Raw genomic sequence first — 20,924 nt, 5'->3', positions numbered from 1 at the left:
AGGTGCATCATAGGAAGGTGTTCCGCGCAACAAGGGGAGAAGATGTGAACGCGAGTGGACGGCCTCCATCGTGCGGCGAACGGAGCAATTTGTGGTCACTCTATGATAGAACCAGTTGGTTATTCACAAGGCATACATGTTTACGAAAGCTGCGGCCTCTCGAAATCCGCGCCCGCCCGGCGGGCCCGCGCAGCACGCACGCGCTCCAGCTGCGCCACGATCTCGGCGGCCGACTCCTCGATCGCCTTCTCATCCGTTCGGACGACGAAGCAGCCCAGGCGGCCCATGAGCGCGCGGGCATCGCGCATCTCGGCCTCCACCGCGAGCGGATCGGCATACGAGCCCGCCACGGCGCGCGCCATATCGTCGCCGAGCCGCCGTTCGCGGATATCCGCGATCACATCCACCCGCGAGGTCAAACCGAACAGCTTGGCGGGATCGACCTCGAACAGCGCCGCGGGCGGCTCCATCCCCGGCGCCAGCGGAATGTTGGCAACCTTGTAGCCCAGATACGCCAAATACATCGCAAGCGGCGTCTTGGACGTACGCGATACGCCTATAAGCACGATATCGGCGTCGGCGAGGTCGTCGCACGCGCGTCCGTCATCATGCTCGACGAAATACTCCATGGCCTCGATTCGCTTGAAATAGCGCTCATCGGTCCGATGGATCGCGCCGGGGATGCCACGCGGCTCTGTATCCGTGAGGCGCGCGAGGGCGCCGATCGCCCCGCCTAGCAGGTCGACCTGCATGACGTCGTGCGCGGAAAGCACGGATACCAGGTCGGAGCGAAGTTTCGCGTCGGCGATCGTGTGAAAGGCCACCAGCGCGTCGCCGCGCGCCAGACGCGGCTCGAGATACGCCGCCACCTCCCCGACGTCGCGCACCCGGGGGATGCGCACGATGCGGAACAACCCCTCGTCGAACTGCGCGGCGGCGGCCAGCACCACATCGCAGGCGGTATCGCCCAGCGAATCAGAGATAACCAACGCCGTTTTCCTGCAGACCATGCCACGCGCCCCTTCCATGAGACCATGCAACCAGCGACCGTGCAGCGCGAGCGAAACGCATGCCCGGCTGGCCCCAGGCTACCACGGCGCGCAGGCGACACGCTCGCAGGCGAGCGCGAGCGTTATGAAAACGGCCGCCGGAAACCCGGGCGGCCGTCGCGTTGCTCGAACGTTGTAGACGCACGCGTCCCGCGGAGCGCGCGAAGATGCTTACGCCAGGCGCTGCATCACGGCGCCGAACGCGTTGGGACCGCAGTGCGACGAGATCATGCCGCCCACCTCGACCCAATCGAAGCTCTTGAACCCCAGCTTGGTTACATGGTCCTCGACCGCGCGCTTGATATCTTCGGACAAGCCGTCGGAATATGCCAGGCCCACGCGTCCAAGGTCGACCGGGCCCTCTTCCATGAGATGGTCAATGAAATGCAGGGCGGCGCGCTTCATGGTGCCGCGCAGCTTCTTGGTGGCCACGAAGTTGCCGCCGACCAGCTCGATAACCGGCTTGATCTTGAGCAGGTGCGCGCCGAGGAATTGCGCGTTGGACAAGCGCCCGCCAGCACGCAGGAACGCAAGGTCGCTCGGAACGAAGCCGAGCAGGACCTCGTCGCGGGCGCGCTCCACGAACGCCGTCACCTCGTCGACCGTAGCCTCGGGATGCGCTTCGAGATAGCGCGCCGTGCGCGAGACGATGAGGGACTGGCCGATGGACACGCTCTTGGTGTCGATGGCCACCACGTAGTCGCGCCCCTCGGCGGCGGTGAGGGCCGAGGCGTACGAGCAGGTAGTCACCGAAGAATAGGCAAGATAGAGGATGGTGGCCGAAGGCTCCTCCTCGTGGATGCAATCGAACGTCGTAGCGAAATCATGGATGGTGGCGGCGCTCGTCTTGGGCATCACATCGAGGGCGCGAGCGCGCTCGTACACCTCGTGACTGGTGATGGAGCCGTCGTCGTAGGTCTCGTCACCGATGGTCACGTGCATGGGCACGATGCGCACGCCGTAGCGCTCGACCAGCGCGGGCGTCAGGTCCGATCCCGATTCTGCAACGATGATGAACTGAGCCATGGACAACCAATCTCTCAAGCGCCGCAACAGAGCGGCAACGAAAAAAGTACGGCGACGCACCACGGCCCTACGGCCGCATGCACCCCGAGCTCTACGCTTCAGCCCTCTATTGTACACATTCGCTTGAAGCGTTGCCGTTCAAGGAGTCTTGACGGCACCTGCGCACCCGCGAACGACCGCAGGCGATGTTCATGCTCGCGCATCGCGACGCGGCGGCACGGGGACGGGCGCCTACTCGGGCATATACCCGTCCCGCCCGCCCTACTCGGCAGATTTGAGCGCCCCCACCATGTCAACACGGTCCAGCGCCCGGTTGGTGATCGCGTTGATGACGAGCGTGAACACGAGCGACATCACCGAAGCGAACAGATAGGTCTGCGGTTCCACGATGGTATCGAAGAACAGCGAGGGCATGCGCAGCACGTACGTAAGGAAGCGCGTGATGAGATAGCCCAGCGGCCACCCGGCCACGATGCCGATCAGCGTGAGCACGATCGTCTCCTTGTTGATATATCGATATACCTCGCGGCGCCGGAACCCCAGGACCTTGATGGTCGCCAGCTCGCGCTCGCGCTCGGAGATATTCGTGGTGGACAAGGTGAACACCACGGCGAACGCCAGCGCGCCCGCCATGATCGTGACCACGTACACCACCACGTCGATGATCTTGAAGCTGTCGGAGAAATCGTTGGCGATCTTGGTCGAGCTGCTCACCGTTACGAAGGTATCGCCCGCCGCGAGCTCGTCGGCCAAGGCGATCTTCTCGTCATCGGTGCCCTGCAGGTTGGCGAGAAACCCGTTGGGCGCGCAGCGCTCGCCGAAGGCGGCGGCGTAGGCGTCCTCGGTCATGAAGACGAAGTTGCCCAGGAAGTTCACGGCGATGCCGCGCACCTCGACCGTGCCCGTGCGCATGGCCGAATCCTGCAGCTCGATAGCGTCTCCCACCGAGAAGCCCAGCACCTGCTCGGCGTTCTTGGTGATAAGCACACCGCTGTCGCGCGGCAGCTCCAGGGCGTCGCCGCCGGTGGCGGGCAGCACGGGCGACGTGGCCGAACCGTCCTCCATCTTGAGGTAGGCCGACAAATCCGCATCGCGCGGCACCACGATGATCTGCACCGATTCCCGCGCGCCGTTGAAGCTCGCCGTGGCGCTATCGATACGCGCCTCGAGCATCTGGTCGATGCAGCCGGTCGCGCGCAGCTCGTCCTGGGCTCGCGCGAAGTTGTCGTCCGTGGTAACCGCGAGCAGGTCGTAGCGGACGATACCCTCCTCGCCATACTGGCGCGGCTTGAGCGAGATGACCGTATCGCGGATACCCAGGCCGCAGATCATGAGCGCGGTGCAGCCGGCGATACCGAAGACCGTCATGAGGAAGCGCTTCTTATAGCGGAAGAGGTTGCGCGCGCTCACCTTGTTGAGGAAGCTCATGCGGCGCCACAACGGCGTGATGCGCTCGAGCATGATGCGCTTGCCCGCACGCGGCGCCTTGGGGCGCACGAGCGACGCCGGGGTCTCGCGCAGCACGTAGCGGCAAGCCAGGAAGGTGGCGCCCACGATGCCGATGGCGAACAGCGACACGCCCATAAGCGCCGAGCCCGGGTTGAAGTGCAGCTGGAAGGGCGGCAGCGCGTACATGGTGGCGAAGATGGTGAAGATGACCTCGGGCAGGGCCACGAAGCCGAACAGGTCGCCTGCGATGCCGCCGGTAACGCAGGCCGCGAAGGCGTAGATCACGTACTTGGACAGGATGCGCGCCTTGCTGTAGCCCAGCGCCTTGTATACGCCGATCAGGCCGCGGTCCTCCTCCACCATACGCGTCACCGTGGTAAGGCTGATGAGAACGGCCACCGTGAAGAAGATGAGCGGGAAGACCGTGGCGATGGACTCGATGGATTTCGCATCGGACTCGACGCTGGCGTAACTCGGCAGCGAGGAGCGGTCCTGGATGTACCAAGTCGCGCCCTCGATGCCGTCCACCTCGGCGCGCGCATCGGCGAAGCGCGCCTCGGCGTCGAGCTTCTTCTCCTGGAACTCGTCCTCGTTGCGCTCGAGCTCGGCGCGCCCGTTGGCGGCCTCGGCGGCGCCGGCCGCCAGCTCGTCGGCGCCGGCCGCCAGCTGCCTGCGCGCATCGGCTCGCTTGGCGTCGAGCTGGGCCCGGCCCGCTTCGAGCTGCGCCTGCCCGCGAACGACCTCGTCGCGCGCGGACGCAAGCTGGCGCCGGCCGCTCGCGACGGCAGCGAGCGCGGCTTCGACCCGAGGCTTTGCCAGGACCGCATCGGCCAGCTGCCCCGCCTGGGAGCCCGCGGCATCGATCTGGACGCGAAGGTCGGCCAAGGCGGCGGCGATGCGGTCGAGAGAGGCATGCGCCTCGTCGAGGCTCGGCGCCCCGGCCACATACGAGGCCACGAGCGCGCGGACGCGCTCGATCTCGCCCGCGGCATCCGGATAGACGGCTGCAAGGATCTTTGCCAGCCCATCGATGCGCTCGAGCAGCTCATCGCGCACGCCCGGCGTTGCGGGCAGCTTATCCAGCAGCCCGCGCACGGCGTCGAGCAAGCACGACGCTTGATCTATCTGCGCGACCGCCTCCGCGGTATAGGCGCTCACCGCCGACACGAAGGGCTCTCGGGCCGATGCATCGCCGGCCTGCAGGCGCGCCCAGGCATCGGCCGGCCACGCCTCGCCCATCAGGGTTTTCAGCGTAGCGGCGCCCGCCTCGGCGCGCTCGATCTGCTTCAGCGAATCTTCAGCAGCAGCCGCTCCCACATCGAGCTCGGCTTGCTTGGCTTGGACCGTGGCCCATGCCGCATCGAGCTGGGCGCTCGAAGCGTCCAGCTGTTTTTGCGCGGCATCGAGCTGCGACTCGGCGCTCGCCCCCTGCCGCTCCAGCTCGCGCCGGCCGGCTTCGATCTGCGCGAGGGCGTCGGCGACCTGGCCGCGGGCGCGGGCGAGCTGTTCGTCCGCCTCGGCCAGCTGTGCCTCTGCCTCGCGCTGCTTCTCCTCGATCTGGCCCAGGGCGTCGGCGCGCACGCGGTCGGTCCGCGCCGACGCGCCTGCTTCGCGCGTCTCCTCGACGCGCTGCTTGACCTCGTCTACCAGCTCGTCATATTCATCCGAATACGTAGGCAGCTCGGCCGCGCCCGCCACCGTGAGATACGCGACCGTGAACGTATCGCGGTCCCGTACGGCAGCCGGCGTGAGGAAGAAGGCGAACTGCGCACCGCCCCCCGCGCGAAACGACATCGTCTTGGTTCCAGCGTTCACGTCCATGGGATCGAGGACCGCGCCGGTGATGGTATAGGTGCCGCGCTTGAAGATCGGCTCGGACGCGGCGTCCGTCGCCGCGCCGTCCTGCGAGCCGGCGGCCTCGTCCCCGGCGCCTGTCGGCGCGTCCCCGGACGGCTCGTTTTCGTCGGCGCCGGCAAACGTCACCGTATCGCCCACGCGCTTGCCGCTCGCGTCGAGGAAGCGCTGCGTCACCGCCACCTCGCCGACATCGCGCGGCAAGCGGCCCTCGAGTACGCGCGGCTCGTTGATACCCGCCGCGGACAGTGCCTTGAGGTCGACCTTCGCGCGCCGCCCGTCCACCTGCGTGTAGGCGGTCTCGGTATAGCCGCCCTCCGCCTCGTCCACGCCCTCGAGCGCGGCGAGCGCCGCGATGTCCACCCCATCCAGGCCAAGCGTGGACTGCACGGATATGTCGAACAGGCGCTGCTGGTCGTAGTAGCTATCGGCCGTGGCACGCAGGTCGTCGCAGGCGGCCTTGAGGCCGACGAACATGGTGGTGCCCAGCGCCGTGATGACGAACAGCGAGATGAAACGCTTGAGGTTGCCCGTTATCGTGCGTTTGATATCGGTGGTAAACGCGTTTGGCCGCGCCTTCGCTGCGCGGCGGCCCTTCTTTCCCATCGCCATGCCTACCACTCGATCTGCTCGATGGGCACGGGATGCTCGTTGCGCTCCATGGACGTGACGCGCCCGCTCTTGAAACGGATAAGGCGGTCGGCCATGGGCGCGAGGGCGGAGTTGTGCGTGATGATGACGACGGTGATGCCGTCGCGGCGGCACGTATCCTGCAGCAGCTTGAGAACCTGCTTGCCGGTTTGGTAGTCGAGCGCGCCCGTGGGCTCGTCGCACAGCAGGAGCTTGGGGTTCTTGGCAATGGCGCGCGCGATGGAGACACGCTGCTGCTCGCCGCCCGAGAGCTGCGCCGGGAAGTTGACCGTGCGCTGCGCCAGGCCCACCTTGGCCAGGCATTCGGCCGCGTCGAGGGAATCGGGGCAGATCTGCGCCGCCAACTCGACGTTCTCGAGCGCCGTGAGGTTGGGCACCAGGTTGTAGAACTGGAAGACGAAGCCCACGTCGGCGCGGCGGTACTCGACCAGATCGTCCTCGGACGCGGCGCTGATGTCGCGCCCGTCAACCACCACGCGCCCGCTCGTGGCGCTGTCCATGCCACCCAGGATATTGAGCGCCGTGGTCTTACCGGCGCCCGACGCACCCAGCACCACCGCGAGCTCGCCGCGCTCGACCGAGAAGCTCGCGCCGTCCAGCGCATGCACCTCGCCCTCGCCCGATCCGTAGATCTTGTACACGTTTTCGAACTCTATATACGGCATGCAGGTACCTCCGACGCAAATACGCTCCATCGTGCGCGATGATTGGTACTTATACCCCGCACGGCGCCGATTTGACGCGATAAAACAGGCCGCTCAACGAGCAGGCCGCGTGCTGCAGGCAGGCAGCACGCGGCTTGAAGCGCGTTCGATATGAGAAGGGGCTGCAGGAGAGCGCCGGCGACGCACGGGCCCCGGGACCCATGCACCCCCGCGGCTCCTACTCGCAGAGGAGTTTGGCGATCTGGACGGCGTTGGTCGCGGCGCCCTTGCGGATCTGGTCGCCGCAGCACCAGAAGGTGATGCCGCGCAGGGCGTCGGGGTTGGAGATGTCGCGGCGCACGCGGCCGACCCAGATGAGGTCCTGGTCGGTGGTGTCCAGCGGCATGGGCCAGCGGTCGTGCGCGGACTCGGCGGCCAGGTCGTCCACGAGCTTGACGCCCGGGGCGGCGGCCAGGGCCTCGCGCGCCTGCTCGAGGGTGATGTCGCGCTCGAACTCGAGCATCACGCTCTCGGAGTGCGAGCGCAGCACCGGAACGCGCACGCAGGTGCAGTTCACACGCAAATCGGGCAGGTGCATGATCTTGCGGCCCTCGTTTTGCATCTTCATCTCCTCGGAGGTGAAGCCCTCGAACTTCTCGCCGCCGATCTGCGGGATGAGGTTGCTGGCCAGCTGCGCCGCGAAGGCGGACGGCGCCGGAAGCTCCTCGCCGCGGCCCATGCAGCCGATCTGCTCCTCGAGCTCGCGCATGCCGGGCACGCCCGCGCCGGACGCGGCCTGATAGGTGGATACGATCATGCGCGTCACGCCCGCGATTTGGTGCAGCGGCCAGGTGGGCACCAAGCCGATGATGGTAGCGCAGTTGGGATTGGCGATGATGCCCTTGTGCTGCAGGGCGTCGGCGGCGTTGATCTCGGGGATGACCAGCGGCACGTCCTCGTCCAGACGGAAGGCGTGCGAGTTGTCCACCACCACGGCGCCGCGGCGCACGGCTTCCGGGTACAGCGCCTTCGCCACGTCGTCCTCGGCGGCGCCCAGCACGATCTCCACGCCGTCGAACGCCTCGGGCGCGGCGGCCTCGACCGTGACGGGGCCCCACGGGGTCTCGACGACCTTGCCTGCAGAGCGCGGGCTCGCCAGGAGCTTGAGCGCGCCCACGGGGAAGCGCTGCTCCTCCAGGCATGCGAGCATCTGGGTGCCGACGGCGCCCGTCGCGCCGACGATAGCGACTGTGTACTGCTTCATGGTTGCTCCCCTTATAACTTAGAACGGACGCGGCGCGGGCTCGAGGTCCGCGGTGGTCACGATGCCGTCTTCATCGGAAAACGCCTCGTAGATGGTCTTGATGGCAAGGTCGAAGTCGCGCTCCTCCACGCCTACGATGATATTGATCTCGTCGCAGCCCTGCGTGATCATGCGCACGCTCACGCCCGCCTCGCCCAGCTTGCCGAAGAGATGGCCCGAGATGCCGGCGCGGCCGCGCAGGTTGCGGCCCACGGTGGCGATGAGCGCAAGGTCCTCGACGACCTCGATCTCCAGCGGCTCGACCTCCTCCTGGATATCGGAGATGAGCGAGTACAGCGAGTCCTTCACATCGGATGCCTGCACGACGGCCGCGAACTGGTCCACGCCAGTGGGCATGTGCTCGACGGAGATGCCGTAGCGCTCGAACACCGACAGCGCGCGGCGCATGAAGCCGATGCGGCTCTTGGTGCGGTCGCGCGAGACGTTGATGGCCAGGAAGTTTCGCTTGCCGGCGATGCCGGTGATGATGGGCTCGGTGTCGCCGTCCTTGGCCGTCTCGGAGATGATGGTGCCCGGGTCATCGGGCGCGTTGGTGTTCTTGATGACGAGCGGGATGCCCGCGTCGCGCACCGGGAAGACCGCCTCCTCATGCAGGACGGAGGCGCCCATGTACGACAGCTCGCGCAGCTCCTCGTAGGTGATGCGCGGGATGGGCTGGGCGTGGGCGACGATGCGCGGGTCGGCGGACAGGAAGCCCGAGACGTCCGTCCAGTTCTCGTACAGGTCGGCCTCGAGGCACTGGGCGAGGATGGAGCCCGAGATGTCGCCGCCGCCGCGATCGAGCAGCTTGACCTTGCCTTCCTTGGTGGCACCGTAGAAGCCCGGCATCACGAACCCGCCCTCGCGGGCGTTCTCGCGCACGAGCTCGGCGGTGCGCTTCATGGAAAGCGTCCCGTCGTGGTGGAAGGCAACCATATCGATGGCGTCGATAAAGGGAAGACCGAGGTACTCGGCCATGAGGCGCGCGGTGAAATACTCGCCGCGGCTCACCAGCTCCTCGGTACTGTAGCCGCCCGAGCGGGCGCGCTCGGCGAACGCAGCGAACTCCTCGCGTATGGGATAGGACAGACCGAGCTCGTCGGCGATGTCGAAATAGCGCTGGCCGATGTCGGCGAGCAGGTCGTCGCAGGACACATGGTAGTTCACGTGCGCGTCCACCAGGTAGAGCAGGTCGGTGACCTTGGTGTCACCCGAGGAGCGGCGTCCGCAGGCGGACACGACCACGAAGCGGCGGGCCGGGTCGGCATCGATGATGCCCTTGATCTTCCTGAAGTGCTCGGCATCGGCAACCGATGAACCGCCGAATTTGGTGATCTTGATCATGGTGAACGAATAACCCTTCCAACTCATACGTGCGACGCGCATCCGCGCCATCGTTTCACGAGCTATCGCTTTATCGTGGGAAAGCACCGTGAATGCTTAGTCTACTAAACCACATCGGCGGCATATTGCATAATCGCACTTTTGTTTCCAAACAAAGAACGTCCTGTGAAATGCAGCTGCACCCGTGCGCCAGACGGCTGGCGGCGCCGATGGGACCCTGCATGCTCTGCTACCATGTGCTGCAACGTTTCATCAGCGCCTGCATGGCGCTGCCGCACGCCGAAGGAGCACGTTTATGGCGACGTACCACAGCACCCGTTCCCGCATCGAAGCCCTCAGCGCCAAGCAGGCCATCCGCCGCGGCATTGCCCCCGACGGCGGTCTGTACGTATCCGACGAGCTCGGCGAGCGGCGCATCGACCTGGCGGGCCTCGCCTCGAAGGGCTACCTGGAGCTGGCGCGCGAGGTCCTGGGCCTGCTGCTGCCCGACTACTCCGCCGACGCGATCGCCGCATGCGTCGATGAGGCATACGGCGACACCTTCGCATCTCCCGAGGTCACACCCCTTGTAAAGCTCGCGGGCGAGAGCACGGACGCGCAGGCGCTCCCCTCCTACGTGCTCGAGCTGTGGCACGGCCCCACCAGCGCGTTCAAGGATGTCGCGCTGCAGATGCTCCCCCGCCTCATGGCACGCACGAACGCCGCCGACGAGGGCGCCGCGGACAAGATCATGATCGTCACCGCCACGAGCGGCGACACCGGCAAGGCGGCGCTCGCGGGCTTCGCCGACGCGCCCGGCTGCGGCATCACCGTCTTCTATCCCGAAGGCAAGGTCTCCCGCGTGCAGGAGCTGCAGATGAGCACGCAGGAGGGCGCGAACGTCTCGGTCTGCGCCGTGCGGGGCAACTTCGACGACGCGCAGAGCGCCGTCAAGGGCATCTTCGCCGACCGCGAGCTCGCCGCGCGCCTGGCCGCATCCGGCGTTCAGCTCTCCAGCGCCAACTCCATCAACGTCGGCCGCCTGGTGCCCCAGGTCGTCTACTACTTCGCCGCCTACGCCCAGCTGCTGCGCGAGGGCGCCGTCGAGGCGGGCGACGCCGTGGAGTTCTGCGTGCCCACGGGCAACTTCGGCGACATCCTGGCGGGCTACTACGCCAAGCGCCTGGGGCTGCCGGTCGCCAAGCTCATCGTTGCGAGCGACAAGAACAACGTGCTGTTCGACTTCCTCACCACCGGTGCCTACGACCGCGAGCGCCCCTTCTACACCACCACCTCGCCGTCCATGGACATCCTCATCTCGTCCAACCTCGAGCGCATGCTCTACTATCTGGCGGATGGCGACTGCGAGCTCGTCGCGCGCCTTATGGATGAGCTGGCCGGAGGCCGCTACACGGTGCCCGCCGACCTGCTCGCCCGCATCCAGGAGGTCTTCGGCTGCGGCTGGGCGGACGAGGACGAGGTGGCCGCGGCCATCAAGGACTGCTGGGAGCGCCATGGCTACCTGATCGACCCGCACACCGCCTGCGGCTACCACGCGCTGCAACAGGTCGCAGCCGCTCCAGACGCTCGCGCTCGCGTGGTCCTCTCCACCGCGAGCCCGTACAAGTTCCCGCGCGCCGTCGCAAGCTCGCTCGGCCTGTTCTGCCCGCCCGACGACTTCGCCTGCATGCAGGTGCTCGAGAAGGCAACGGGCACCTGCGCGCCCACGCAGCTGTCTGAGCTGCGGGAGAAGCCCGTGCTGCACGACGCCGTGGTGGACATCGATGGCATGGGCGCGTTCGTGGAGGCGGCGTCCGCCAAGCTGTAACCATCCCGCCCGAGAGCCGGGGTCGGTGCATCATCCGGCGCTCGGACAGTCCTGGGCTCGCGCGAAGGCGCCGCCGGCGCCTTCGGCTCGTGCGGAAACTCGCGGCGGACGATGCGCCGACCCCGCCCCGTCCTGCAAAGGAGCATCAACATGATCAAGATCACCGTGCCGGCCACCAGCGCGAACCTCGGCATCGGCTACGACACGCTCGGCATGGCCGTGTCGCTCTACTCGCACTTCACCTTCGAGCGCGCCGAGACGCTGCAGATCACCGGCTGCCCCGAGGAGTTCTGCAACGAGGACAACCTCGCGTACGCCTCCTTCGCCGACGCGCTGCGCGAATGGGGCGAGGAGCCCTTCCCGGTGCGCCTCCACATAGAGACCGAGGTGCCCGTAGCGCGCGGACTGGGGTCGAGCTCGACCTGCGTCGTGGCCGGCATCATGGCGGCCGCCGCGCTGACCGGCCACACCGTCGACCGCGCCGAGCTCGTGCGCATCGCCACGGCGGTCGAGGGGCACCCCGACAACGTCGCCCCCGCGATCCTGGGCGGCGCCGTATGCTCCTTCACGCCCGAGGGCGGACTCCCCCGCTGCCTTCGCTACGAGGTGAGCGGCCGCCTGCGCTTCATCACGATCATCCCGCCCTACGAGGTGCACACGAGCGAGGCGCGCAAGGTCGTACCGCAGGAGGTACCGCTCGCATCCGCCGTATGGCAGATGGGGCGCATCGCAGGCATGACCCGCGGGCTCGAGACCGGCGACCTCGCGCTCATCGCCGACGCCAACGACGACCGCCTGCAGGAGCCCTACCGCCGCGCGCTCATCCCCGACTACGACGCCATCCGCCGCACGTGCCTGGACGGCGGGGCGGGCACGCTGTGGATCTCGGGCTCGGGCTCCACGCTCATGGCCGTGACCGACGACACCATCGTTGCCAAGTTCCTGCAGGTACGCCTGCGCGAGCGGTTCCCGGAGTGCGAAACGCATATCCTCACCTGCGACACGCAGGGCGCGCAGATCGAGTACCTGTAGCGCCCGATCGCAATCGAAAGCGCATCATACGATTACACAGGCGAGCCCCGCCCGCGCGCATGCGGACGGGGCTCGTCTTCGCTCTAACCGGGTTGCACGCGGTCGCTCCCAGCCGCGGCGGCGGTCTATGCGCATCGTGACGAGCGTGAGGACGAGGGCGACCACCGAGAAGGACGCGCCCACCAGGCCCGCGCTCGCCATGCCGGGACCCGCGACCACTGCCGAGCCGACCGCCGTGCCGAAGCTGATGCCGATGTTGAAGGCGGTGGGCTCCACGGAACTCGCCAGCATCATGGCCTTGGGGTGCCGCTGCCGCGCGACGCGCATGAACATGGTGATGCACGGCACCGAGAGCACGTACATGGAGACGCCGATGGCGAGGACCACGGCCAGGGCGAGGGGCATCGTCGAGCCGAGCGCGTACAGCGCGAGCAGCAGACCGGTCTGGATGACGAAGACCGGCACCAGGCCGCGCATGCCCGCGCGCGAGTCCAGCACGCCCGAGAGCATGTTGGAGATGATGCACATCACGCCGTAGACCATGAGCACCGCGGACGCCTGGAAGGGGCTCAGTCCCAGGACCTGCTCGAGGTAGGGCGTGATGAACGCGTAGAAGACGTAGACGCCGCCCACGCCGAAGACGAAGATCGCCATGCCGGTCAGGACCTGGGGCTCGGCCAGAAGGCCGATCTGGTCGCGAACGGTCGCGGGCTCGTCGGTCTCCCCGGCGCGGGGCAGCACGGCGACGAGCGCGAGGCACACCACCACGGCGACGGCGAGGACCGCCCACATCGCGACGTGCCAGCTCGAGAGCTCGGCGATCATCTTGCCGATCGAGGTGGACAGCACCATGGCCACCGAGAAGGCGCCGTAGACCAGGGAGATCGCGAAGGGCGTTCGCTTGGGATCCATGAGCTCGGGCAGGTAGGTGACGCCGACCGCGAGCAGGCCGCCGGAGACCGCGCCGAGCACCAGGCGGGCGGCGTACAGCAGCTCGAACGTCGGCGCGAGGGCCGCGAGGAGGTTGCCCGCGCAGAAGACGACCGAATACCCGACGAGCAGCGTGAACCGGCGGAACCTGCCCGTGGTGAGCGCGAGGATCGGGGTCAGGATCGCATAGGAGAGGGCGAACGCGCTGACGAGCCCTCCCACGTGCGCGAGCGGCACCGAGAAGGCATCGGCGATCTGCTGCTCGATACCAATGACGATGAACTCCGAGGAACCCAGAATGAAGCCCATGACCACCAGCAGCAGGACGCAGAGGCTGCGCCGGGCCGCAGACAGGTCGGCCGCAGAGGCGGCGCGCGGCGCCTCGATGGAGCGGTTGTCGGTAGTCATGCATCTCCCCTCGCCATACCGGGCTGCCACCCGGCCCAAATCGCATTCCGCGGGCAATCGTACCATGGGCGACACGCATTTTTTCCATGCAAGACTGGTACCATTAGGCATCGAAAACACGCCAGACAACTGCGAGGAGCATCATGGCACCTACCATCGCGATCATCGGCGCGCTCGAGAAGGAAGTGCGCCAGATCTATACGTCCATCGAGCGCGGCACCGTGTGCGAGGAAGCCGGCCTCAAGATCATCGGCGGCGAGTACCACGGCTTCAACATCGTGTGCACCACCGCCGGCATGGGCACCGTCAACGCCGCGGCCGCCGCGCAGCACCTCATCTCCAAATACGGCGCCAACGCCATCATCTTCAGCGGCATCGCCGGCGGGCTCAACCCCGCGCTGCATATCGACGACGTCGTCATCGGCGAGCGCCTGCGCTACACCGACACCGACACCGCGCTCATCGCCGAATCCGCACCGGGCCTGGAGGAGTTCGCCAGCAGCGATTTCCTCGTCGACCTCGCCGAGGAGACCCTCCTCTCCCACGGCTTCGTGAACGCTGCCATCGCCGAAGGCGAACAGGACGCCGAGGCCCGCGCCGCCGCCGACGCCACGTTCTTCCGCCGCAACGATACCTCCGCCGACGTGCACCGCTACCTGCGCGGGACCATCGCATCGGGCAACCGCTTCATCACGGGCGCCGAAGCGCGCGAGCGCGTCATAGCCGCCACCCAGGCGGACTGCGCCGAGATGGAGGGCGCCGCCATCGCCCATGTGGCAGCCAAGAACAAGATCGACTGCCTGGTGCTGCGCGCCATCTCCGACAACTGCGACGAAGCCTACGACGCGTTTTGCGACCGCGAGTTCGATCTGGACGGCTACGCCCGCTCCGCGAGCGCCCTCACGCTCTCGATCATCCGCCGTCTCGCCGCGAAGCTGGGCATCTCCGACAACTAGGCCGACCGCCCGGCACGCCCGCATACCCATTCCCTAGGAGGCCCCATGAGCCAGATCAACTACAACCTCGCCAAGTTCATCGCCAGCTACGGCGCCACGAGCCAGATCCCGCCGTCGACCTGCCCCGAGGTGAGCTTCGTGGGGCGCTCCAACGTGGGCAAGTCATCCATCATGAACAAGCTGTTCAACCGCAAGGGCCTCGTCAAGGTCTCGAGCACCCCGGGCAAGACCGCCAACATCAACTTCTTCGAGGCCGACGGCATCCACTTCGTGGACCTTCCGGGCTACGGTTTCGCGCAGCGCTCCAAGGCCGAACGCCAGCGCTGGGCCCAGCTCATCGGCGACTACCTCGAGAGCGAGCGCAGCTTCAACCTGGTCGTCTCGCTCGTGGATATTCGCCACGACCCCAGCAAGCTCGACTTCAACATGATCGAGTACCTGCGTGAGAACGAGTTCAACTTCGTGGTCTGCCTCACGAAGGCGGACAAGCTGGGGAAGGGCCAGCAGGCCAAGCAGCTCGCCAACATCCGCAAGCAGCTCCAGCTCGACCCCGAGGACATCATCGTGACCAGCTCCCAGACGGGCGCCGGCATCGACGCGCTCAAGCGCCGCATCGAGGAGGACTGCCTCGGCGACGAGGACGGCTACGAGGGCGAGGAGGAGTAGCGCCGCACGCGGGCGGCATCAAAAACGTCATGAGGCGTTCACTCGACCTCCACGCGGCGACTCCTCGAAAAAGGGACAGGCGCTAATCTGAGACCCTAGCCTGAAGCCTGTTCCCGCGGCACCGCCTCGCCGCACGCTTCCATACAATACGATGACAACCGATCGTCACGCTACGGCCGCCCGAAAGCCTCGCTCTCGGGCGGCCGCCTCGTTACCGTACCCTCGTCCCCGCGTCCTCGCTGTGCATGGCCCGACCGTCAACCAGGGTATAACTCCCCGTAAGGCCAGGCGATCGAAAGGAAGGGCCATGCTTGCCATCACCACCACCAACAGCCTCGACGGCTACAGGATCAAGGAGTATCTGGGCGTTGTTTCCGGCGAGGTCGTCAGCGGCATCGACATGTTCCGCGACATCGGCGCGGGTTTCCGCAATATCTTCGGCGGGCGCTCCGCGGGCTACGAAGAGGAGATGGCTCAGGCGCGCGACCACGCCCTGCAGGAGTTGTCCGATCGCGCCGAGGCCATGGGGGCAAATGCCGTCGTTGGCGCATCCCTTGGCTACGAGACCTTCGAGGGCATGATCATGACCTGCGCCACCGGCACCGCCGTCCGCGTGCAGCGCACCTCGGATTAGGGACAGGCACCAATCTGAGGTTCGGGCGCCCGGCGGAGGCTCAATCCGAGGTTGCCGCGTTGCGCCCGGCGCTTGACGCGCATGAAAAAGACCCGGCCCTGGGAGCTGCTTCGCCCGCCAAGGCCGGGTCCTCATGTCTCTCTCAGCCCGTTTCCCGCCGCGCCACCCTGCGGACACGCGGGCTCCACCGCGCCCCTACTCCGCGAGCTTGCCCGCCTCGACCTCGTGCTTGTGTGCCTCGCGTCCGTAGGCGATCCAGTAGCCCACGCCCACGATGAGGATGCCGCCGGCGATGTTGCCGAGCGTGGCGGCCGACAGGTTATAGGCGAGCGATCCCGCTGTGAGCGACTCGGCGCCCGCCACCGCCGCACCGAAGCCGGCGGCTTTGGCGGCAAGCCCCATGGGCAGGAAGAACATGTTGGCCACGCAGTGCTCGAAGCCCATCACCACGAACGCCGCCACCGGCAGGATGATGCCAAGCACCTTGTCCGCCGTGGTGCGCGCGCCGAAGCCGATCCACACCGCCAGGCAGACGAGCAGGTTGCACAGCACGCCCTTGAAGAACAGCGTATGCCACGCCGGTGCAACCTTGCCCACGGCGAGCGCCACCATGGCGTCTCCCGCGGAACCGCCGCCCATGCTCTGCAGATCGGCTAAAAAGATCAGCGCGGCGATCGCCAGGGCGCCCACGAAGTTGCCCAGCCAGACGACGCTCCAATTGCGCGCCAGACCACCCCACGAGATCTTGCCCGACACCTTGCCCAGCACCATGAGCGCGTTGCCGGTAAACAGTTCGGCGCCGCACAGTAGCACCAACTCGAGGCCCAGGCAGAAGCACAGGCCGCCGAGGGCGCGCTGCGCCGCGAACCCCATCTCGGTATCGCCCATGACCACGGTGAAGAACGCCGCGCCCAGCGCCACGAACGCGCCGGCGAACATAGCGAGGACGAACAGCTTCACAAACGGCATGTTCGCCTTGCTGATGGCCACGGTCTCGGCCTTGGACTCGATCTGCTCCGGGGTGAGCGCATCGGGCACCAGGTGATGGGCGGGCAGGTCGTGCATGGGCTTGGGCTCTACGGCCATGGATACCTCCTGTGGGATTCGATAGTGCTCAAGCGAGTATACCGAAAACCACCTGCCGCCGTGGGGATAGATGCTCGGTGCGCGATAACGGTCGGCCGCGTGCCGGGCAGCACGCGGCTATCCCTACGCCTGCGGCACGGCACCGGTCGCCAGGATCTCCTCCATCTGCTCCTCGTTCAAAACAGGCACGCCCAGGCCCTCGGCCTTGGTGAGCTTGGAGCCCGCCTTGGGCCCGGCAACCAGGTAGCTCGTCTTCTTGGATACCGAGCCGGTCACCTTCGCGCCCAGAGCCTTGAGTGCGGCGCCGGCTTCGTCTCGCGTGCGGTTGACCAGCGTGCCGGTGAGCACGAACGTGAGCCCGGCGAGCGGCTGCGTCTCGGCGAGCCGGGCATCGACGCCCGTTGCCTCGGCCGCCCGCGACGCCGCGGCGCCCAGGTCCTCCTCGAGCGCGAACCCGGCGTCGCGCAGACGCTGGAGAACTTCAAGGTTCTCGGGAACGGAGAGGAACTGCTTCACGCTCGCGGCGATCTTGGGCCCGATGCCCTCGCAGCCGGCGATATCCTCCTCGCTTGCCTGCACGAGCGCGTCGATACTCAAGAACCGCTGCGCCAGCGCCTCGCCCACCGTCTTGCCAACGTGGCGGATACCCAGGGCGAACAGCACGCGCCCCAACGGCTGCCGCTTCGACTTATTGAGCTGGTCGACCGCTTTCGCGGCGATGGTGGGCCCCACGGGGATAGCGTCTCCCGCGCGCACGCCCTTCTTCGCGTTGGAGGTGGCATACACACGGCCCGTGTCGAGCGCAGCGATGGTGTCCGCATCCAGCTGGTAGAAATCCGCGACGTCGTGCACCAGCCCCGCTTCGACGAGCTTGTCCACGAGCTCCTCGCCCACGCCGTCCACGTCCATGCAGCCGCGACTCACCCAGTGGATCAGGCGCTCCTTGAGCTGAGCCGGGCAGTCGAGCGACACGCAGCGATACGCTACCTCGCCGTCCTCGTGAACCACGGGGCTCCCGCACGCGGGACACTCGGTGGGCATGTCCCATTCGACCGCGTCGGGCCAGCGCTTGTCCAGGACGGGCCCCACGACCTCGGGGATCACGTCGCCCGCCTTGTGCACGACGATGGTGTCGCCCACGCGCACGTCCTTGCGGCGGATCTCGTCGATATTGTGCAGCGTGGCGCGGGCGATGGTGGAGCCGGCAACGGTCACCGGGTCGAACTCCGCCACCGGGGTAAGCACGCCGGTGCGGCCCACCTGGATGCGGATATCGCGCAGCACGGTGGTCTTCTCCTCGGGCGGGAACTTGAACGCGATGGCCCAGCGCGGGGCGCGCGCGGTGAAGCCGAGGTCGGCCTGCTGGTCGAACCCGTCCACCTTCACGACGACGCCGTCGATGTCGTAATCGAGGTCGCCGCGGTGCGCCAGCGCGTCGGCGCAGAAGGCATGGACCTCGGCCGGCGAGGTGCAACGGGCCACGTTCGGGTTGACGGAGAAGCCCGCCTCGCGCAGCCAATCCAGGAACTCATGCTGGGACCCCACGTGCAACGGCTTCGTGTCCGCGATGGCGTAGATGAAGGTTGCAAGGTCTCGCTTGGCCGTTATCTTGGGATCCTTCTGGCGCAGGCTGCCCGCAGCGGCGTTTCGGGGGTTGGCGAAGGGCTCGCGGCCCTCGGCGTCGGCCTCGGCGTTGAGGCGCGCGAAGCTGCCCTTGGGCATGTAGACCTCGCCGCGGACCTCGATGGGGGTCCCGCGGTCCGCACCCATGTGTGCGAGGGCGGCCTCGAGGAGATGCATGGGCACGTCCTTGATGGTGCGCACGTTCAACGAGACGTCCTCGCCCGTGGTGCCATCGCCGCGCGTCGCCGCGCGCACGAACGCACCGTCCTGGTACGTGATCGCAACACCCAAGCCGTCGATCTTGAGCTCGCAGGTATAGGCGACATGCCCCTCGCCCAGCGCGGCTTCGGTTCGCGCAAGCCACTCGTCGAGCTCCTCGAGGTTCATGGCGTCATCCATAGAGTACATGCGCGCCATGTGCGTGACGGGCGTGAATTGCTCCACGTCCACGAATCCGCCCACGCGCTGCGTGTAGGAGCCCGACGTCACGAGATCGGGATAGGCGGCCTCGATCTGTTGGAGCTCCACCAGCAACGCGTCGAAGGCGGCGTCCGTGATCTCCGGCGCGTCCAGCGCGTAGTAGCGGTACGCGTGGTAATCGAGCAGGTGGCGCAGCTCGGCCGCGCGCGCCGCAGCCCGAGAGCGGGCATCCTGCGAGGTCTCGGCAGGCGATGCCGGAGCGCTATCCGTCCTCGCGTCTCCATTCGCCGCCATATCGCCAAACAAGCTCTGCTGCTCCGTCACATGGGCCTCCCTAGTGGTCGAATCTCAACCACTACAGGGTACCATCGTACGCGGAGTGCGAGGCATGCGCGAGCCCATATTGCAATCCTGCCGGCTTTTCCCATCGTTTTACGATTGCGCCAAGTATCCCTGTGACGATCGATTACAAACCCGCAGGTTATAAAAATGCATGGAAGCGAGTATACATTTGCATCTCCAGAACCGATGGGAAAAGTCGGCAGAACTGCACATCAGCGGCTCCTTCGATAGCTCCGATCAGCCGCGCAGCATGCCGATAGCGGAATGACGGCGCGCCGTCTGGCAGCCCGAACGGCGAAGTCGCGTTTATCCACCCGTTTAGTGGATAGACTTCTGGCAAATACGTGCGCGCAGGAGCTGCATCCGCACGCCCCGCAACCGCACAGGCTTCAAAAGAGAGAGGACTCATCATGAAGCAGCTGAACGAGAAGGTCGCCGTCGTAACCGGCGCCGGCCAGGGCATCGGCAAGGGCATCGCGCTGTGCCTGGCCAAGCGCGGCGTCAAGGTCATCGCCACCGGCCGTCGCCTCGAGCCCATCGAGGCCACCATCGCCGAGATCCGCGAGCTCGGCGGCGAGGGCTTCGCCATGACCTGCGACTCCGCCGACCGCGAGCGCGTCTTCGAGGTCGTCGAGAAGGCCGTCGAGACCTACGGCTCCATCGACGTCATCGTCAACAACGGCCAAGCCATCGTTCCCTCGCAGCCCGTCGAGGACACCGAGTACGACAACATGCTCAAGGCCTGGGAGTCCGGCGTGATCGGCTCCCTCAACTACATGCAAGCCGCCTTCCCCTACATGAAGGAGCGGCACGAGGGCCGCATCATCAACTTCGCCTCCGCCACCGGCATGTTCGGCATCGCCGGCCAGCTCGCCTACGGCTCCAACAAGGAGGCCCTGCGCGGCCTGACCAAGATCGCCGCCAAGGAGTGGGGACAGTACGGCATCACCGTCAACATCGTGCTGCCCGGCGCCGAGTCCCCGGCCGCCAAGGCGTGGGCCGAGAAGTTCCCGGAGGAGTACGCCAAGCAGGTCAACCTCAACCCGATGAAGCGCTTCGGCGACCCCGAGATGGACATCGCGCCCGTCATCGCCTTCCTCGCCGGTCCTGACTCCTGCTACTTCTCCGGCCAGAGCGTCATCGTGGACGGCGCCAACAGCATCATGCCGTAACGCGCACGCGCGACAGCCATGCATCCGTGCAGCGGGCCCCTCGTCGAGGGGCCCGTTTTCGTACGGCGCCCACACCCCAATTCGATCCTAGGCGTAGACGATCGCGATGAATACCGCCGCGAGCGCCACGAGGAACAGCGTGTACAACGCGGGGATGTTGGTGAGGACCGTGCGGTAGAAGACGTTGTTCGGCGGCTCCTGGCCCGCAGGATAGCCCTCGACGAACATCATGATCTCCACCGCGTCACCCAGCTCGTGCCCGCGCGTGATCTCGCGCATGCGCCTCGCGACGGGAATGGAGAACGCAGCCAGGGTGATTCGGATGCCGCTGCACACATAGTGCGCCGTATGGTTCCACTCGCCGCGCATGAACGCGACGTCGACGATATTCACGATGAGATAAAGGATAAAGAGAGCAACAAGCGTGGCAAGGCAGCGTGCGAGCTTTCGGCGAGCCTCGGTTGTCTCCTGCGCGATCGCAGGCACCTCGCCACCCAAGAGTCCATCGACCGTGGTTCCCAGCGTCCG

The 20,924-nt window shown here is 66.8% G+C and carries 16 protein-coding genes; 6 read left to right on the top strand and 10 right to left on the bottom strand.

All coding sequences use genetic code 11. The features are described 5' to 3' along the window. Positions 1-140: 140 nt before the first annotated feature. From E4J93_RS00500 to E4J93_RS00475, 6 genes are all read right to left on the bottom strand, one after another. Positions 141-1,010 carry a pyruvate, water dikinase regulatory protein gene (locus tag E4J93_RS00500; RefSeq protein WP_147587526.1) on the bottom strand — a complete coding sequence of 290 codons (870 nt, stop codon included), beginning with the start codon at positions 1,008-1,010 and terminating at the stop codon, positions 141-143. A 210-nt stretch (positions 1,011-1,220) separates the two neighbouring features. Beyond that, positions 1,221-2,075 (bottom strand): DegV family protein, encoded by an 855-nt coding sequence (locus E4J93_RS00495; protein WP_147587525.1) that lies wholly within the window; start codon positions 2,073-2,075, stop codon positions 1,221-1,223. A gap of 261 nt (positions 2,076-2,336) precedes the next feature. Further along, positions 2,337-5,990: an FtsX-like permease family protein gene (locus tag E4J93_RS00490; protein WP_255431840.1), complete on the bottom strand. Its 3,654-nt coding sequence runs from the start codon at positions 5,988-5,990 to the stop codon at positions 2,337-2,339. Positions 5,991-5,992: 2 nt separating this feature from the next. Beyond that, positions 5,993-6,694, bottom strand: coding sequence for an ABC transporter ATP-binding protein (locus E4J93_RS00485; protein WP_147587524.1), 702 nt, complete (start codon positions 6,692-6,694; stop codon positions 5,993-5,995). A 217-nt stretch (positions 6,695-6,911) separates the two neighbouring features. Beyond that, on the bottom strand, positions 6,912-7,937 hold the full coding sequence (locus E4J93_RS00480; protein ID WP_147587523.1) for an aspartate-semialdehyde dehydrogenase: 1,026 nt from the start codon (positions 7,935-7,937) through the stop codon (positions 6,912-6,914). 18 nt (positions 7,938-7,955) lie between these two features. Then, positions 7,956-9,320: an aspartate kinase gene (locus E4J93_RS00475; protein WP_147587655.1), complete on the bottom strand. Its 1,365-nt coding sequence runs from the start codon at positions 9,318-9,320 to the stop codon at positions 7,956-7,958. Positions 9,321-9,615: 295 nt separating this feature from the next. On the opposite strand from E4J93_RS00475, the gene thrC reads away from it, so the two are divergent. After that, positions 9,616-11,127: a threonine synthase gene (gene thrC, locus E4J93_RS00470; RefSeq protein ID WP_147587522.1), complete on the top strand. Its 1,512-nt coding sequence runs from the start codon at positions 9,616-9,618 to the stop codon at positions 11,125-11,127. Positions 11,128-11,277: 150 nt separating this feature from the next. Continuing rightward, on the top strand, positions 11,278-12,159 hold the full coding sequence (gene thrB, locus E4J93_RS00465; protein WP_147587521.1) for a homoserine kinase: 882 nt from the start codon (positions 11,278-11,280) through the stop codon (positions 12,157-12,159). A gap of 24 nt (positions 12,160-12,183) precedes the next feature. Here thrB and E4J93_RS00460 read toward each other — a convergent pair whose 3' ends face one another. Continuing rightward, positions 12,184-13,497, bottom strand: coding sequence for an MFS transporter (locus E4J93_RS00460; RefSeq protein WP_255431839.1), 1,314 nt, complete (start codon positions 13,495-13,497; stop codon positions 12,184-12,186). A 143-nt stretch (positions 13,498-13,640) separates the two neighbouring features. On the opposite strand from E4J93_RS00460, the gene E4J93_RS00455 reads away from it, so the two are divergent. From E4J93_RS00455 to E4J93_RS00445, 3 genes are all read left to right on the top strand, one after another. Then, a complete protein-coding gene (locus E4J93_RS00455) occupies positions 13,641-14,453 on the top strand; it encodes a 5'-methylthioadenosine/S-adenosylhomocysteine nucleosidase (RefSeq protein ID WP_147587520.1) in 813 nt (270 codons plus the stop codon). A 45-nt stretch (positions 14,454-14,498) separates the two neighbouring features. Next, entirely contained in the window at positions 14,499-15,119 is a 621-nt protein-coding gene (gene yihA / locus E4J93_RS00450) for a ribosome biogenesis GTP-binding protein YihA/YsxC (protein ID WP_147587519.1), read from the top strand. Between the two features lie 307 nt (positions 15,120-15,426). After that, positions 15,427-15,753, top strand: coding sequence for a YbjQ family protein (locus tag E4J93_RS00445; RefSeq protein WP_147587518.1), 327 nt, complete (start codon positions 15,427-15,429; stop codon positions 15,751-15,753). 195 nt (positions 15,754-15,948) lie between these two features. On the opposite strand, the gene E4J93_RS00440 is transcribed toward E4J93_RS00445, so the two are convergent. Together E4J93_RS00440 and ligA are read right to left on the bottom strand one after the other, a co-directional pair. Next, on the bottom strand, positions 15,949-16,839 hold the full coding sequence (locus E4J93_RS00440) for a formate/nitrite transporter family protein (RefSeq protein WP_147587517.1): 891 nt from the start codon (positions 16,837-16,839) through the stop codon (positions 15,949-15,951). A gap of 123 nt (positions 16,840-16,962) precedes the next feature. Next, positions 16,963-19,176: an NAD-dependent DNA ligase LigA gene (ligA, locus tag E4J93_RS00435; protein ID WP_147587653.1), complete on the bottom strand. Its 2,214-nt coding sequence runs from the start codon at positions 19,174-19,176 to the stop codon at positions 16,963-16,965. 458 nt (positions 19,177-19,634) lie between these two features. On the opposite strand from ligA, the gene E4J93_RS00430 reads away from it, so the two are divergent. Beyond that, entirely contained in the window at positions 19,635-20,396 is a 762-nt protein-coding gene (locus E4J93_RS00430; RefSeq protein WP_147587516.1) for an SDR family NAD(P)-dependent oxidoreductase, read from the top strand. A gap of 87 nt (positions 20,397-20,483) precedes the next feature. Here E4J93_RS00430 and E4J93_RS00425 read toward each other — a convergent pair whose 3' ends face one another. Continuing rightward, complete coding sequence (locus E4J93_RS00425; protein ID WP_222705664.1) at positions 20,484-20,882, bottom strand: hypothetical protein; 399 nt, start codon at positions 20,880-20,882, stop codon at positions 20,484-20,486. Between the last annotated feature and the right edge of the window lie 42 nt (positions 20,883-20,924).

This window comes from Collinsella sp. BA40 (assembly GCF_008014645.1).
GTDB lineage: Bacteria > Actinomycetota > Coriobacteriia > Coriobacteriales > Coriobacteriaceae > Collinsella.
This window is presented reverse-complemented; position numbering and strand designations above follow the sequence as displayed.

What these genes read in the sequence shown, in the direction of transcription:
- E4J93_RS00445 (WP_147587518.1), top strand. Translation starts at nt 15,427, where the DNA reads ATGCTTGCCATCACCACCACCAACAGCCTCGACGGCTACAGGATCAAG.
- E4J93_RS00495 (WP_147587525.1), bottom strand. Translation starts at nt 2,075, where the DNA reads ATGGCTCAGTTCATCATCGTTGCAGAATCGGGATCGGACCTGACGCCC.
- ligA (WP_147587653.1), bottom strand. Translation starts at nt 19,176, where the DNA reads ATGGCGGCGAATGGAGACGCGAGGACGGATAGCGCTCCGGCATCGCCT.
- E4J93_RS00485 (WP_147587524.1), bottom strand. Translation starts at nt 6,694, where the DNA reads ATGCCGTATATAGAGTTCGAAAACGTGTACAAGATCTACGGATCGGGC.
- E4J93_RS00430 (WP_147587516.1), top strand. Translation starts at nt 19,635, where the DNA reads ATGAAGCAGCTGAACGAGAAGGTCGCCGTCGTAACCGGCGCCGGCCAG.
- E4J93_RS00455 (WP_147587520.1), top strand. Translation starts at nt 13,641, where the DNA reads ATGGCACCTACCATCGCGATCATCGGCGCGCTCGAGAAGGAAGTGCGC.
- E4J93_RS00480 (WP_147587523.1), bottom strand. Translation starts at nt 7,937, where the DNA reads ATGAAGCAGTACACAGTCGCTATCGTCGGCGCGACGGGCGCCGTCGGC.
- thrB (WP_147587521.1), top strand. Translation starts at nt 11,278, where the DNA reads ATGATCAAGATCACCGTGCCGGCCACCAGCGCGAACCTCGGCATCGGC.
- E4J93_RS00460 (WP_255431839.1), bottom strand. Translation starts at nt 13,497, where the DNA reads ATGACTACCGACAACCGCTCCATCGAGGCGCCGCGCGCCGCCTCTGCG.
- E4J93_RS00500 (WP_147587526.1), bottom strand. Translation starts at nt 1,010, where the DNA reads ATGGTCTGCAGGAAAACGGCGTTGGTTATCTCTGATTCGCTGGGCGAT.
- E4J93_RS00490 (WP_255431840.1), bottom strand. Translation starts at nt 5,990, where the DNA reads ATGGCGATGGGAAAGAAGGGCCGCCGCGCAGCGAAGGCGCGGCCAAAC.
- E4J93_RS00475 (WP_147587655.1), bottom strand. Translation starts at nt 9,320, where the DNA reads ATGATCAAGATCACCAAATTCGGCGGTTCATCGGTTGCCGATGCCGAG.
- yihA (WP_147587519.1), top strand. Translation starts at nt 14,499, where the DNA reads ATGAGCCAGATCAACTACAACCTCGCCAAGTTCATCGCCAGCTACGGC.
- E4J93_RS00440 (WP_147587517.1), bottom strand. Translation starts at nt 16,839, where the DNA reads ATGGCCGTAGAGCCCAAGCCCATGCACGACCTGCCCGCCCATCACCTG.
- thrC (WP_147587522.1), top strand. Translation starts at nt 9,616, where the DNA reads ATGGCGACGTACCACAGCACCCGTTCCCGCATCGAAGCCCTCAGCGCC.